The organism is Actinopolymorpha sp. B9G3, from assembly GCF_040120725.1.
Lineage (GTDB): Bacteria > Actinomycetota > Actinomycetes > Propionibacteriales > Actinopolymorphaceae > Thermasporomyces.
On the sequence record NZ_JBEEAB010000006.1, the window covers coordinates 348,912 to 363,802 of the forward strand.

A 14,891-nucleotide genomic window follows, 5' to 3' on the forward strand; every position below is an offset into this window, starting at 1 on the left:
CCGTGACCCGCCGCATGGTGCTGGGATGCGATGGTGCTGGATGCGCGGCGCGCTGGCCTCAGACCGTGACCCGCCGCATGGTGGTGAACCCGCCGAACGCAAGTGCAGCCGTGGCGAGGACCAGCACTCCCGTCAGACCGAGGGCACTCGAGGTCGCGAAGAAGCCGCCGACTCCGGACCAGCCATCAAGCCACGTGATGGCAAGCGCGGCGACAACCAGCACGGCAACCTGCGCAGCGGTGAAGATCACCACGCCGGCCTGGTTCCAGCGCCGGTAGATCAGCCCGAACCACATGCCGTAGACGAACACCAGCGTCAGCACGACGTACGACGTCAGCCAGGTCAGGTACCACGGTCCGTCGAGAATCCACGGGATCCGGAAGAAGTGCATGGACACACCCCAGCCTCCGGTGGCGCCTTCGACCCCCTGCAGGACCGTGACACCCAGCGCGTAGACGGCGGCGAGCGCGCCGAAGAACGCAAGGGTGCCCAGATAGTAGGAGCGGCGGCTCAGCCCCAACGCGAAGCCGAACGGCAGCAGCCGCGTGACACTCCGCGCACCGGGAAAGAACAGCAGGGCCAGCAGGGTCGACAGTCCGCCGGTGAACGCACCGCCTGCAGGCGTCGGGACCATCGTGAAGATGACGAGGTTCACCAGGAACGCGAATGCGGTCACACCACAAGGCAGGATGACGTACTGCAGCCGGTCCATCAGGTGGTAGCGGGCGACCTTGGTCAGCGTGCTCATGCCGTTGCCCTCTTTCTTGGCTCCTCAGCCGACTCGTCGCCTGTCGTGTGCACCATCAGCTGTTGCAGTGAGAGCGGTTCCAGCTTCAGGTGCAGGGTGCTCGCCCGCGCCCGGTCGGCCGCGTCGAGTGGATCGGCGACCGTGACCGAGACCCGCGACCCGATGCCCCTGCGGTGCAGGACGCGCCTGCCGGCGACGAAGTGCTCGACGGCGGTGCCTGGGCCACTGACCGTGACCGCGCTGCCGCGTACGTCGTCGGTTGCGGCGGCCAGCACGATCCGGCCCTTGTCGATCATGACGACGTGCTCCAGGAGGTCCGCCACCTCGTCGATCAGGTGGGTGGACAGCAGGATCGTCCGGGGATGTTGCGCGTAATCGGCGAGTAGACGGTCGTAGAACAGCTGGCGTGCCACCGCGTCGAGTCCGGCGTACGGCTCGTCGAGAAGGGTCAGCTCCGCGCGCGCGGCGAGCCCGATCACGATGGACAGAGCCGAACGCATGCCGCGGGAGAGCTTGCAGACCCCCCGGTTGGGAGGCAGGTCGAAGTCGCGCAGCAGCGTCTCGGCGAACTCAGCGTCCCAGTTCGGGTAGAACCACGAAGCTGCCTGGACGGCCTGGCGCACCTTGAGGTCGGGGAACACCTGGTCCTCGCGGACGAAGACCATCCGGCGCAGCACCCGGTCGTTCTCCATCGGATCCTCGCCGAAGACGCGCACGGATCCACCGGTGGCGAACTCCTGGCCGGTGACGAGGCGCATGAACGTGCTCTTGCCGGCGCCGTTGCGACCGAGTAGTCCGGTGATCGCGCCTGCTTCGACATCGACGGTGACGTCGTCGAGCGCGGTCTGGTCGCGGTACCTGCGGGTCAGGCCAATCGCGGAGATCGTCGGTGTCATGCTGTGCCGCCTCCGGTGGTGTGGCTGGCGCTGTCGCTGCGGCTGGCGCTGTGGCTACTGCTGGCGCCCGTGGTCGTGCTGGCGCCGGTGCCCGTGCTGGCGCCGCGGCTGTTGCTCGCGTCCCGGACCATCGAGACCAGGGTGTCGTCGTCGATGCCGAGGCGCCTGGCTTCGATGAGCATCCGGTCGATGTACAGCTCGGCGAACCTCTTCCGGCGCTCGGTGACGAGCCGCTCACGGGCGCCGGGGGCGACGAACATTCCGATGCCGCGGCGCTTCTCCAGCAGTCCGTCGTCGATCAGGACGTTGATGCCCTTGGCCGCGGTGGCGGGGTTGATCCGGTAGTAGGCCGCAAGCTCGTTGGTCGATGGCACACGTTCCCCCTCAGCCAGGTTTCCCTCGGCGATGTCGTCGGCGATCTGCTCGGCGATCTGCACGAACAGCGGGCTTCCCTCGTCGAGCACATTCACCTCCGGCACCGTCTCCGCCTCTCACAATCAGAGGTTCAGGGGTTCATTACTTGAGTAATGTACCTACGAACCATCGGCCTGGCAATCTCTCAGTCCAGGAGCCGGCCAGTGCGCTCCAGGGCCGCCATGATCCTGAAGGAAATGGGGCCGTATTCGCCGAAGAAGCTTCATGATCACACTCATGATCACGGGAGCGAGGGGGCCCGGATCGGGGCGGGAGGACGTAGAGTTCGCGACAGATCCCCGCATCAGATGCGGGTTCGCGGCTCTGCGCCACCGGCCCGGCCGGCACGACCGCAGCGGCCACGGGATGGGACAGGTGGACCATGAACGCAGGCACACCATGAGCGTCAGCAAGATGGTGGCCCGGAGCCTCGCGCCCGTCGCCCGGCAGATGACCCCGCGTGCGGCCACCGGCTTCTTTCGTACGATCCTGGACGCCGCGATCGACGGACGAAGCGGATTCCCCGGCGCGGTCGCGGTCGGCGACCGCCAGCTGACCAAGGCTGACGGCGACGCCACGCGCGCGGCCAACGCGATCGTCGAACAGCACGTACGCCTCGCCGGCGCGCAGGGCTTCGTGACGAGCCTCGGCGGCTTCGTCGTCATGGCGCTCACGCTTCCCGCCAACATCACCGGCCTCGCCATCCTGCAGGCCCGCATGGTCGCCGCGATCGCCCACGTGCGGGGCTATGACCTGTCCGATTCCCGTGTACGCACCGCCGTCATCGCCTGCATGCTCGGCGAGGAAGCGGCGGAGGAGCTTCTCCGCAAGGGCACCCTGCCGACGACTCCATTGGGTATCGCCACGGCGCCGGTCCCCGATCCCGGGCTTGATGCCCGGGTGGCCGCGGAACTGGGTACGGCTCTCACAGCGCAGATCGGCGGCAAACGCCTCGGGCTCAGCGTGACCCGTCGGGTCCCGCTCGTCGGCGGGGGCGTGGGCGCGGTCGTCGACGGGGTTGCGACGTACCGTGTCGGCCGTTATGCACAGCGCGAACTGCCTCCGCGGCGTTCCGGAGAACGCCCTACCGCATCCCACTGACAGCCATTCCAGCCAGCCGGCGCCCCGAATGGCGCACGGTGCGTGACACCGTCGACGTCCTGAGCCACGACCGCGACCTTCCGGCTCCATGGACGAGTCCGGAAGTGGCAAGCATTCTTCCGCGTCTCTGACGCACGCTCTACGCTGCGGAAACGCTTCGATGACCGCAATCCGGTCTGCGAGGCGGGACAGCCGTGTGCGCTGAGGCCCGTTCGTGCCCCCGTGCCGGCTCCCACTGCTTCTTCAACCACTCGAAGCGCGACTGAAACGAGGTGAACCCATGACGCACAGCCGGCGCGCGTTCCTTGCGGCGGCCTCTGGACTCGTCGGCACCGCCCTGCTCGGCACCTCCGGTTGCGGTCGAGGCAACTATCTGACGCCTGAGGGCACGCTGAGTCTGTGGTACTGGGACCGGTCGATCAGCGACAAGCTGCTCGACATGGCGCCCGACGAGACCGGGGTCCCGCTCACCCAGCAGAAGATCGGCGGCGACTTCAAGGCGAAGCTGCTCACCAGCCTCGCCGGCCAGGCGTACATCCCCGACATCACCGGGCTCAACGAGGACGTTGCGACGTACTTCCCGGACGCCGACCAGTTCATCGACCTGTACGAACTCGGCGCCAAGGACGTCGAGTCGCAGTACCTCGACTGGAAGTGGCAGCGCGGTGTGACGCCGGACGGCAGGCTGATCGGCTTCCCGATGGACACCGGCCCGACGGCCCTCTTCTACCGACCCGACATCTTCGAACAGGCGGGCCTGCCCACCGAGCCTGACGACGTGGCGGCGGAGCTCGACACGTGGGAGGCCTACCTCGAGGCCGGTACGACACTGACCGAGGCTCTGCCGAAGACCAAGATGGTTCCGAACATCGTCGACCGGGTCTACTTCCAGGCCGTGGCCCAGCAGGCAACCCGCTACCTCGACGAGAAGAACAACTTCATCGGAGACGGCCCCCAGATCAAGGGCCCCTGGGACCTCGCCGTCGACGCCTACCAACGGAAGCTCGCGGCCAACGCCGACGACTGGACGCCGGACTGGAACGCCGGCATGACCACCGGCCGGATCGCGACGTTCGTCGGCGCCGTGTGGATGGCCCAGGTCCTCAAGGACTCGGCCGGCGACACGTCAGGCAAGTGGCGGGTCTGCCGCGCGCCCGGCGGGGCTGGCAACCACGGCGGGTCCTTCCTGGGCATCACGAGTTCGTGCCGCGATCCCGAGGCCGCGTGGGAGGTCATCTCCTGGCTCCAGTCACCGGAGAACCAACTGGTCTACGGCCTCAACGAGATGCAGCTGTATCCGGCCGCGGCGTCCGCGCTCGAGGACGAGCGGGCCCAGCAGAAGGACGAGTTCTACGGCGGGCAGATCATCAATGACGTCTTCGCCACCGCGGCCAAGGAAGTCAAACCGGTCTACCTCAGCCCGTACGACAACGTCATCAACCCGGCGTTCACCGACGAGCTCGCGCTTGTCTGGAGCGCGGGCAAGGACCCCGACCGGGCGTGGCGGGACGCACTCAACGAGGTCGACCGGCAACTTTCGCACCTGGGGTTGATCTGACATGACGACGACACCTCTTGCCGCACCGCCGGAGTCGGCGCCAGGATCCGCCCTCCGTGCGGCAGCCGGCCGCAAGCGCAGCGAATACCTCTCGCTGTATCTCGCGATCTCGCCGTTCTACATCCTCTTCGCGATCTTCGGACTCTTCCCGATCATCTTCTCGTTCTACCTGTCGTTCCAGAACTGGGACGGCATCGGTGACATGCGCTTCGTCGGGCTCGCGCAGTACGAGTTCATGCTGTCGGACCCGATCTTCTGGAAGTCGATCGTCAACACGTTCCAGATCTGGATCATCTCGACGATTCCGATGCTGGCGTTGGCGTTGGTCATCGCCTTCATGCTGAACCAGCAGATCCGCGGGCGTAGCGGCTACCGCATCGCGTACTTCATTCCGAACGTCACGTCGATCGTCGCCATCGCCATCATCTTCGGGTCGATCTTCTCCAACGAGTTCGGCCTCATCAACGCGTTCCTGCAGAGTGTCGGTCTCGGCACCGTCGAGTGGCTGAACACCCCGTGGGGCATCAAGTTCGCCATCGCCGCGATGGTGATCTGGCGCTGGACCGGTTACAACGCGATCATCTATCTCGCCGGCCTGCAGGCGATTCCGACCGAGTTGTACGAAGCCGCACGGGTCGACGGCGCCAGCTGGTTCCAGGTGTTCTTCCGGATCACCATCCCGCTGCTGCGGCCGATCATCCTCTTCACCGTCATCACCTCGACCATCGGCGGTATGCAGCTCTTCACCGAACCGCAGGTGCTGGTCGGCAACGAGGGTGGCGTCGGTAACGAGGGCCAGACGATGGTGCTCTACCTGTACCAGCAGGCGTTCATCCTCAACCAGTTCGGCTACGGCGCAGCGATCGGGTGGGCGTTGTTCGTCATCATGATCATCTTCTCGCTCATCAACTGGCGGCTCGTCCAGGGTGCCGGCACCCGCAGCCTGCGGAGAGGGGCACGCGCATGAACGCGCAGACCTCGCAATGGTTCAAGTCCGTCGTCACGCATGTGCTGCTGATCCTGGGCGTCGCCATCTCGATCTTCCCGTTCTACTGGATGTTCGTGATGGCGAGCCGGACGACGACGGAGATCTTCAGCTATCCGCCGAAGCTCCTGCCCGGCGGAAACCTGCTGGAGAACATCCGCAACCTGCTCGACAGCATCGACATCTGGGGGTCAACGCTCAACACCCTCATCGTCGCGGTGGCGACGACGATCCTGGTGTTGTTCTTCGACTCGCTCGCGGCGTTCGCCTTCGCGAAGTTCGAGTTTCCGGCCAAGAACGTGCTGTTCGTCTTCCTGCTGGCGACGTTCATGATCCCGTCGCAGCTGTCGACGGTGCCGTCGTTCGTCATCATGGCGAACCTCGGCTGGGTCGGGACACTGCAGGCGTTGATCGTGCCAGGGGCGGTGAACGCGTTCGGCATCTTCTTGTTGCGGCAGTATGCGCAGGGCGCCATTCCGTCCGATCTGCTCGACGCGGCACGGATCGACGGGTGCAGTTTCCTCCGTCAGTACTGGCATGTGGCGGTGCCCCTGCTGCGGCCGGCGATGGCCTTCCTCGGGATCTTCACGTTCATCAACGCCTGGAACGACTACTTCTGGCCGTTGATCGTGCTGATCGACCCCGAACGCATCACGCTGCAGGTGGCGCTGTCGCAGCTGTTCGGGCTCTACCAGACCGACTACAGCATGGTGATGGCCGGCGCGCTGCTCGCGGTGATCCCGTTGATCATCGTGTTCTTCCTCGGCGCCCGGCAGTTCCTGTCCGACCTCGCGGCGGGAGCGCTCAAGCAGTAGGCCGCGGCCTGGCCGGGTGGTTGGGTCCAGCCAGCCAGCCAGCCAGCCGGCCGGCGGCGGTAAATGACCACGCTGAGCACGCGCTTCGGACCTGAGCCAGGCATCGACGCCTGGCGTCCGGGCAGTTGCCTGCTCAGCGTGGTCATTTGCGGCTCACCTGACGAGGCTGCCTGCTCAGCGTGGTCATTTGCAGCTCGCCTGACGAGGCACCGTGCTCAGCGTGGTCATTTGCGCGTCTCCTCGGGTGCCCTCACCTTGCGGTTACTCTGCGAGCATGCGGAAGAAGCGTGCGGCTCCGGCCCTGCTCCTGCCGCATGCCGTGCGGGCGTTGGTTCCGGTGTTCGCGCCGATCGGGGGCGCCGGACGGTCGACCGTGTCCGGACTGCTCGCCCAAGTGCTCGCGCCCACCACACGCACCCTCGTCGTCGATTCGGCACCGCCGTCGTCCTCACCCTGGCCGGGCTGGCTCGGCATCGATGCCGGCGAGTGGCCGCATCCCGGGCTTCCGGCCGTCCTCAGCCACGGACCCGTCGCCGGGCTGGCGTCGGTCGTCGGTCGGCCGGTGCCGCTCGGTGGGCAAGGCAGGGGTCCGGGCCGGGGTCGGGAGGACCCTCTCGATGTCGGCCCGGGAGGACCCGGCGGTCCCGGCTACGACGTACTCACCGACTGCCGTCCGCTCACCGCTCCGCCCGTCGTGGTTCCTGAGGACCCGAGGTGGTACGTCGACGTGCTGGAGTCCGGCAGTTGGTTCGCTGGCGTGCTCGACCTCCGCGCGCCAGTGCCGGCAGCCCATGTCCAGGCCCGGAACGCCGGGCACGCGTCGGTGCTCGACCTGTGGTGGCGGAGGACCGACGCCGTGCCGGTGGTGGTGCTGCCGTCCAGCGGTGACGGCCTCCGGGCCACGCGACGCCTGCTGGCTCTGCTCGACCGCGACGGACTGTCCCCTGCACGGATCGTCCTCGCTGTCGTCGATGTTGCCGGGCCGGACGTGCCGCGCCACGTGCGTACGGGGATCGCGGGCCTCGGCGGGGCCGACCAGCGCGGGGTGGCGGCGGTCGTGCCGGTCCCGTACGACCCGGCCATCCGGGCGTACGGGCTCAGCCGGCTCGACCAGGTATCCCACGCAGTCCTCGCCGCAGTGACGGACGTCGCCCGGCTTGTTGTCGCCGGCGTACGACCGCACCGGGATGCGCCGGCTGAGGGCCCTGGGGCGGAGCAGACGGAGCGACGCACGTCGGCCCGAACGAGAGCACCTGGATGGGTTCCGGTCCGACATCGGGTGTCCGCCACGCCGTACGACCCGCTTGTCGAGCCGTCCGAGTTCGATCCATCCGCGTCCGATCTATTCCAGTCCGATCTATCCGGGTCCGAGCCGTCCGAGTCCGAGTCCGAGCTGTCCGGGTCCGAGCCGTCCGAGTCCGAGCCGTCGGCGTCCACTCCGTCTGCGCGGCGTGATCGGCTTGACTCCTCGGATGCGGCCGACCGGGCCGAGGAGCCGTGGAGCCGGGCTTGACCCTGCCCTTGGGGTAGACCCGACCGTGGACCACGGCCGCCGGGGCGCGGCCGCCACGCTGAACAGGTACCGCACGCTCGGAGGTGCTCCACCCATGAACATCAGCCAACCCACGATCATCGACCGGGCGGCGCAGCCCTACGTCGCGATCACGTCGTCCGTCCCGATGAACCAACTCGGCAGCAACCTTCCGCCGCTGATCGGCGAGGTGTTCGGCTGGCTCGGAGCGCACGACATCGCCCCGGCCGGCTCGCCGTTCTGGAAGTACAACATCATCGACATGGAGGGCGAGCTCGAGGTCGAGGTCGGCGTACCCGTGGCCAGCGAGGTCACCGGTGACGACCGCGTACAGGGGGGCGTCCTGCCCGCGGGCCGCTACGCCACGCTCCACCACGTGGGCCATCCCGACGAGCTGATCGACGCCACCGCCGCTCTGCTCAAGTGGGCCGACGGTGAGAGTCTCACCTGGGACGTATCGGATACACCGGATGGTGAGCGGTGGGCCGCCCGCCTGGAGTTGTACCAAACCGATCCGGACGAGGAGCCCGACATGAACAAGTGGGAGACCGACCTCGTCTTCAAGCTCTCCGACTGATCATCGCCCGGGAGGTCCGGCACCGGTCCTCCCGGGCCCTCTCCTCGTCCCCCGCGGACCTCGACTCGCGTCCGCTCCTCCAGTGATCATGATCGTGATCATGAACGTTTCGAAGGGCTATGGCCGACTTTCTCTTCATGATCACGGGCCAGACGGCCGCTCTCGGGCTTCATCTGTCGGGTCACCACCCACGTCGTACGCTGCCGGCGTGACCCCAACCGAGGGCCTCACCGAAGGCACCACCCCCGCCCCTGCCCGACGCAACGCCGACGCCTCGGGGACGTCGGCTGCCGACGGTCCGGGCAGAGGGACCGCTGCGACCCCCGCCACAGGCACCCGGCCCACGTCCACCGTTGAGGCCCCCGCCGCGTCCACCGCTGACACCCTGGGCGGACGTACCGTCGACGCGGCGCCCGCAGACATCGCCGACCCCACGCCCCCAAGCACCACCGACCCCACGCCCCCAAGCACCACCGACATCCAGGCCGGAGACGCCGCGGAGGCGACGGACCAGTTGCTGAGCATCGGCGTGTTCGCCCGGCGGTCGCGGCTGTCGCTGAAGGCACTCCGGCTCTACGACCGGCTCGGCCTGCTCACCCCTGCCGATGTCGATCCGGGCAACGGATACCGGCGGTACCGGGAGAGCCAGCTGTTCGCGGCCCGGCTGATCGTGCTGTTGCGGCAGCTCGACATGCCGCTGTCGACGGTGCGGGACATCCTCGCGGCGCCCGGCGCAACGGGGGCCGACGTCCTCACCGCGTACTGGGAGGCCATCGAACGCCGGCTCGCCGGTCAACGGGAACTGGCCGCACTTCTCCGCACCAGCCTGCTCGGCGGGGACGCCCGGTTCGACGGGTACGACGTGCGCGAGCGGGAGGTCCCCGATCAGCTGGTGCTCACCGAGTGCCGGCACCTGCGCCTGGAGGAGCTCGAGTCCTGGCTTACCGCGACGAAGGTCCGGCTGTCGGCGGTCGCCCAGGACAACGGCGGGATGACCGGGCCGCTCTTCGTCATCTTCCACGGCGCGGTCAACGACGACAGCGACGGACCGGTCGAGGTCTGCGTACCCGTGCGGGGGACCCTCGGACGTGACGGAGCGTTACCCGCTGATGGTCCTACCGCGCGGGAGGAGCCGGCCCACCGCGAGGCGTACGTCCGGGTGACCAAGGCGCAGTTCGACATGCCGCAGATCCTGTCCGCCTACGACGCCGTTGAACGCTGGATGACCGCGCGGAAGCGGACCTGCGCCGGGTCGCCGCGCGAGGTCTACCTTCCCGGCGTCGACGTCGCCGCGGCCGCGCCGACCGACCACGTGTGCGACGTCGCGTACCCGATCTGACCGCACCCCGCTCGAAGGGCCGCCGCTCCAGCGAGCAGCAGGAGGATCGCCAGGACGTCGATCGGACGCTGTTCGGGCTGGTTTTGGGCGGCGCTGAAGGTCCCCCGTGCGATCTGGACCAGGCGATGACCAGCGGGACGCCGACGGGTGCGCCGGCGATGCCGGTCCACCACAGCCGTTCCTACCGCGTGGGGAGTACGCCTTCGGCAACGGCATCGTTCGTACCCTCGCCAACCGCGTCGTTCGTGCCTGTGCCAACCGCGTCGTTCGTACCGTCTGACCCGTCCCGGTCGGAATGTCCTGCGTCGCGGCCGGTGGGCGCCGGTCCCTGGCCGCTGGCGTCGGGCGCCGCGTCGAGGCGGGCGAGGAACACCTCGGGTGACATCAGCCCTGGCGGACTGCCCGCGCGGGCGGCCTGGTTGGCGAGCTGGCGGGCGAGTTCGTTGGCGGGGGTGGGTACGCCGTGGAGCCGTCCGAGAAGGACGATCTCGCCGTTGAGATAGTCGGCCTCGATCGTGCGGGTGCCCCTCGCGAGGCTCTGCCACGAGGAGCTGCCGGTGCGGTCCTGGCCGTTGACCGGTTTGACCTGCAGCAGGTCGCCGCGGCGGGCCCGGTCCTCCTCGAACGACTGGTACTCGATGCCGGCCGCGTCCAGCGCCGCGAGACCCTCCGCGCGCAGTCGGTCGATCACCTCGTCGCGGCCGTCGCCTCGCGTGCACACGGCGTCGACGGCGTTGCCGAGGTTGCCGAGCAGCTTGGTGTACTTCCGCCGCATGATGTCGGGACGCGGTTCGGAGGCGAACGTCGCGGACCGGAACGCCTCCGCGACCTCACGGGCGGTGTCGTCGACACCGCTCGGGTACCTGCCGAGGTCGAGGATCCCGGTGACCGGCGTGGACGGTGCCTGGACGACCCCCGGCGTGAGGTACGTCGCGGGGAACATCACGTGGACGCCGTAGACGTTGGCGAACTGCCGCAGGACCATAGGCTCGTTCGCGACGCCGTTCTGCACGCAGAAGACCGGCGTCTGCGCGTCGGCCGCTCCAGCGAGGGCCCGGACCGCGTCCGCCGTGTCCGTACTCTTCATCGTCAGCAGCACGATGTCGCCGCGCCGCCACTCGATCTCGCTCGGGTCCCCCACCGCGGGCAGCGGCAGCGTCTCCGTGTCGTACGGCGACTCCACCCGCAGCCCGTCGTCCCGGATCGCGTCGAGGTGCGCTCCACGCGCGATCAGTACGACCTCGTGGCCCGCTCTGTGCAGTCGAGCTCCCAACACGCCGCCGATCGCCCCGGCACCGTAGATGACGAATCGCCGACCCGCCTCACCCATGTCCTGTCTCCCAAGGATTCGTCCCGCCCGAACTCCCGTCGTACGAAGGTCTATCGACTGGGCGGGGCCGCTGGCAAATGACCACGTTGAGCATGCAGGTGTGACCTGGACCGGTGTCGATGCCTGGCTGGGCGTCCGTACGCCTGCTCAGCGTGGTCATTCGCGGGCTGCCCCGAAACGCCTGCCTCCCCCGGAACGCCTGCGGCATGCGGGACGACCGGCGCCCTGTCCTGGACGACCTGCTCGCCATGCGGGAAGACCGGCGCGCTATGCGGGGACGGTGGGCAGGCCCGCGACGGCGGCTGCCACCTGGTCCGAGGCGAGTTCGTGGTCGACAAGCTCACCGGCGAGATACGTACCGTAGGCCGCGAGATCCAGGTGACCGTGCCCGCACAGTGCGGTGAGAATGACCTTCTCCTCGCCAGACTCCTTGCAGCGCAGGGCTTCGTCGATGCACGCGGCGAGGGCGTGGGTGGGCTCCGGCGCCGGCACGATCCCTTCCGTACGCGCGAACTGCACACCCGCCTCGAAGCACTCCCGCTGCGTCTTCGCCACCGCCTCGATCAAACCCAGCTCGTAGATATGGGAGAGCAGCGGCGACATGCCGTGGTAGCGCAGCCCACCGGCGTGGATCGGGTCGGGGATGAAGTCGTGGCCCAGCGTGTGCATCTTCATCAAGGGCGTCATGCCTGCCGTGTCACCGAAGTCGTACGCATAGACCCCCTTCGTCAGCGACGGGCAGCTCGCCGGCTCCACGGCGCGGATCGTGACGTCGAGCCGACCCGCCAGCTTCTCGCGGAGGAAGGGGAACGCGAGCCCGCCGAAGTTCGAGCCGCCGCCGGTGCAGCCGATGAGGACGTCCGGTGTCAACCCCACCTTGCCGAACTGCGCGACCGCCTCCTCGCCGATGATCGTCTGGTGCAGCAGCACGTGGTTGAGGACGCTGCCGAGGGAGTAGTTGGTGTCGGCGTTCGTCGCCGCGACCTCGACCGCCTCCGAGATCGCGATGCCGAGCGACCCGGGCGAGTCGGGATCCTTCTCCAGCACGGCGCGCCCGGCCGCGGTCAGGTCCGACGGCGACGGGTGGATGGTGCCGCCGAACGTCTCGATCATGATCTTGCGGTACGGCTTCTGGTCGTACGACGCGCGCACCTGCCAGACCTCGCAGGCCAGGTCGTACTGCGAGCAGGCGAACGCCAGCGCCGTGCCCCACTGGCCTGCGCCTGTCTCGGTCGTCAACCTGCGTACGCCCGCCTTGGCGTTGTAGTACGCCTGTGGCACGGCGGTGTTGGGCTTGTGGGACCCGGCGGGTGAGCCGCCTTCGTACTTGTAGAAGATCTTGGCCGGCGTGCCGAGCGCCTTCTCCAGGCGATGGGCGCGGTAGAGCGGCGACGGCCGCCACAGCCGGTAGACGTCGAGGACCTCCTCGGGAATCTCGACGTACCGCTCGGTCGTCACCTCCTGCAGGATGAGGTCCATCGGGAAGAGCGGGGCGAGGTCGTCCGGGCCAACCGGCTGGTGGGTGCCCGGGTGCAGGACCGGCGGCGGTGGGCTCGGCAGGTCAGCGAGCACGTTGTACCAGGCTCGTGGCAGCTCGGACTCGTCGAGAACAATCTTCGTCGGTGCAGGCATGCCGGTCACGGTAGCCGGGCCGCGTCGATGGGCGGAACCCCGAAGCCGTGGGTACGCCCGGTCGGTTCACCGGACGGTCAGGATGCGGACCCGCCCGAGCGAGCCCGCGGCGGTCAGTTCGACGACCCCGATCGGTCGATCGCCTGCCAGGCTGCGGATGTGGGCCTCCGACGGCTGGTCACGACCTTCGGCAAAGAGGACGTACGACTATGGGCTGCCGGAGGTCGAGCTGCAGGCTGCCCACATATTGGTACGCGCGTCCATTATTTGATACATCGAGGCGAGTTGCTACTGCCACCGGTTAACGTGTGTCGCGGTCATGAGTGCCAGCAAGGGCGCCAAGCCCTGAGAGCCCCGGCTTGCTGGCCGGCAACCCTCCAACCGCGGTGGGGTGCCCCGGGTGAGGACCAGGTGGTGCCGCCCGGCACCACAAGCGCGGGACCCGCAGCCCACAGGGTCCCCGAGACCTTGTGAGGTACGCCATGACACCAGTCGACACCGCGCCTGCGCCCTGTGCGCCGTTCGCCCCCAGCGCCACCACACTGCCGCTGAGCCCCACCCCACTGTCGTTCACCGCCACCTCGCCGCCGCCGAACACCGCTCCACCCTCGCCGAACACCGTTCCACGTGGCTCAGAAGCCGGCCTCCAGCCGCTCCTCCCGGTGGTCGGTGCCGACCTGCAGGTGCCGGTCGTCAGCGGCCAGCAGGTGCCGTACGCCCAACTCGACTATGCAGCAAGCGCGCCCTGCCTGTCCGCCGTCGCGGCCCACCTGAACGGCGTTCTCCCGTTCTACGCGAGCGTGCACCGAGGGGCGGGATACGCCTCGCAGGTGAGTACGACGCTCTACGAGACCGCGCGGGCCAAGGTCGCCGCGTTCGTGGGTGCCCGCCCGGACGACGTGGTGGTCTTCACCCGCAACACGACCGATGCGCTCACCCTGCTCGCACACTGCGTACCCACGGGCGAAGCGGTCGTCCACCTCGACATCGAACATCACGCCAACCTGCTCCCGTGGCGGCATCGCGCGAGTGGAAAGACCCGCTGCGTCCTCGCCGGCACCACGCAGCGCGCCACGCTCGTCAGCCTGCGCGCCGAACTCGCCGCCCGCCCGGCCGCACTGGTCGCGGTCACCGGCGCGTCCAACGTCACCGGCGAGCTGCTGCCGATCGCCGACATCGTGGACATCGCGCACGCTGCCGGGGCGCGGGTCGTCGTGGACGCGGCCCAACTCGCCCCGCACCGCCGGATCGACCTGGCGGCCAGCGGTGTGGACTACCTCGCGCTGTCGGGTCACAAGCTCTACGCACCGTTCGGAGCGGGTGTCCTCGTCGGACGTCGCGACTGGCTCGACGCTGCCCCGGCCTACCTTCCCGGTGGCGGCGCGGCGCGCGAGGTCGGCCTCACCCACACCGATTGGGCGCCCGCGCCCGCCCGGCACGAGGGTGGTACGCCCAACGTGCTCGGCGCGGTGGCGCTCGGCTTTGCGTGCGACGCCCTGGCCGGCCTCCCCGACGGTGCGCTCGAAACCCACGAGGAGACCCTTCGGGAACGCCTGACCGAGCGGCTGGCCAGCATTCCCGGCGTACGCCTGCATCGGATCTGGCGGGACAGCCCGAGCTCGATCGGTGTGGTGGCGTTCTCGGTGGGCGAGTTCCACCCGGGTCTCGTCGCGGCGTACGTCTCGGCCGAGCACGGCATCGGCATCCGGCATGGACGGTTCTGCGCTCACCCGCTGGTGTCCCGGCTGGGTGCGCCGGAGGGTGCGCTTCGGGCGAGCTTCGGCGTCGGGAGCACGGTGGCCGACGTCGACCGACTCGCCGATGCCGTGAGCGCGCTGGTCTCGTCGGGAACCTGCTGGTCGTACTCCGACAGCAGCGGTGCGTGGGCCCCGACACCGGACCCGCGGCCCCGTCCGTCGTGGGCCCAGCCGGAAGCGGCGGTGATCCCATGACCGGGACCCGGGT

General features: G+C 68.7%; 13 protein-coding genes and 1 riboswitch. Of the genes, 8 read left to right on the forward strand and 5 right to left on the reverse strand.

Annotation, left to right across the window (positions count from 1 at the left end; genetic code table 11):
- Positions 1–58 precede the first annotated feature (58 nt).
- Genes ABNF93_RS14040 through ABNF93_RS14050 form a run of 3 tightly spaced genes read right to left on the reverse strand, consistent with a single transcriptional unit; the run spans position 59 to position 2,123 of the window.
- Positions 59–748 carry a hypothetical protein gene (locus ABNF93_RS14040; protein ID WP_349328431.1) on the reverse strand — a complete coding sequence of 230 codons (690 nt, stop codon included), beginning with the start codon at positions 746–748 and terminating at the stop codon, positions 59–61.
- Positions 745–1,644: an ABC transporter ATP-binding protein gene (locus ABNF93_RS14045; protein WP_349328432.1), complete on the reverse strand. Its 900-nt coding sequence runs from the start codon at positions 1,642–1,644 to the stop codon at positions 745–747. The genes ABNF93_RS14040 and ABNF93_RS14045 overlap by 4 nt, the downstream gene beginning before the upstream one ends.
- Positions 1,641–2,123 (reverse strand): GntR family transcriptional regulator, encoded by a 483-nt coding sequence (locus ABNF93_RS14050; RefSeq protein ID WP_349328433.1) that lies wholly within the window; start codon positions 2,121–2,123, stop codon positions 1,641–1,643. The genes ABNF93_RS14045 and ABNF93_RS14050 overlap by 4 nt, the downstream gene beginning before the upstream one ends.
- Positions 2,124–2,457: 334 nt before the next feature.
- Here ABNF93_RS14050 and ABNF93_RS14055 point away from each other — a divergent pair, with 334 nt between their 5' ends.
- From ABNF93_RS14055 to ABNF93_RS14085, 7 genes are all read left to right on the forward strand, one after another.
- Entirely contained in the window at positions 2,458–3,159 is a 702-nt protein-coding gene (locus ABNF93_RS14055) for a hypothetical protein (RefSeq protein ID WP_349328435.1), read from the forward strand.
- 280 nt (positions 3,160–3,439) lie between these two features.
- Positions 3,440–4,717: an extracellular solute-binding protein gene (locus ABNF93_RS14060; protein WP_349328436.1), complete on the forward strand. Its 1,278-nt coding sequence runs from the start codon at positions 3,440–3,442 to the stop codon at positions 4,715–4,717.
- 1 nt (position 4,718) lies between these two features.
- Positions 4,719–5,684: a carbohydrate ABC transporter permease gene (locus ABNF93_RS14065; RefSeq protein WP_349328437.1), complete on the forward strand. Its 966-nt coding sequence runs from the start codon at positions 4,719–4,721 to the stop codon at positions 5,682–5,684.
- Entirely contained in the window at positions 5,681–6,517 is an 837-nt protein-coding gene (locus tag ABNF93_RS14070; RefSeq protein ID WP_349328438.1) for a carbohydrate ABC transporter permease, read from the forward strand. The genes ABNF93_RS14065 and ABNF93_RS14070 overlap by 4 nt, the downstream gene beginning before the upstream one ends.
- Positions 6,518–6,791: 274 nt before the next feature.
- Positions 6,792–8,030: a hypothetical protein gene (locus ABNF93_RS14075; protein ID WP_349328439.1), complete on the forward strand. Its 1,239-nt coding sequence runs from the start codon at positions 6,792–6,794 to the stop codon at positions 8,028–8,030.
- Between the two features lie 94 nt (positions 8,031–8,124).
- Positions 8,125–8,625 carry a GyrI-like domain-containing protein gene (locus ABNF93_RS14080; RefSeq protein ID WP_349328440.1) on the forward strand — a complete coding sequence of 167 codons (501 nt, stop codon included), beginning with the start codon at positions 8,125–8,127 and terminating at the stop codon, positions 8,623–8,625.
- Positions 8,626–8,833: 208 nt separating this feature from the next.
- Entirely contained in the window at positions 8,834–9,964 is a 1,131-nt protein-coding gene (locus ABNF93_RS14085) for a MerR family transcriptional regulator (RefSeq protein WP_349328441.1), read from the forward strand.
- A 181-nt stretch (positions 9,965–10,145) separates the two neighbouring features.
- Here ABNF93_RS14085 and ABNF93_RS14090 read toward each other — a convergent pair whose 3' ends face one another.
- Together ABNF93_RS14090 and ABNF93_RS14095 are read right to left on the reverse strand one after the other, a co-directional pair.
- Positions 10,146–11,294, reverse strand: coding sequence for a ketopantoate reductase family protein (locus ABNF93_RS14090; RefSeq protein ID WP_349328442.1), 1,149 nt, complete (start codon positions 11,292–11,294; stop codon positions 10,146–10,148).
- A gap of 267 nt (positions 11,295–11,561) precedes the next feature.
- Positions 11,562–12,926 (reverse strand): TrpB-like pyridoxal phosphate-dependent enzyme, encoded by a 1,365-nt coding sequence (locus ABNF93_RS14095; RefSeq protein ID WP_349328443.1) that lies wholly within the window; start codon positions 12,924–12,926, stop codon positions 11,562–11,564.
- Positions 12,927–13,241: 315 nt separating this feature from the next.
- Positions 13,242–13,368, forward strand: a riboswitch (SAM riboswitch).
- A gap of 40 nt (positions 13,369–13,408) precedes the next feature.
- Here ABNF93_RS14095 and ABNF93_RS14100 point away from each other — a divergent pair.
- Positions 13,409–14,878: an aminotransferase class V-fold PLP-dependent enzyme gene (locus tag ABNF93_RS14100; RefSeq protein WP_349328444.1), complete on the forward strand. Its 1,470-nt coding sequence runs from the start codon at positions 13,409–13,411 to the stop codon at positions 14,876–14,878.
- Positions 14,879–14,891: the final 13 nt, after the last annotated feature.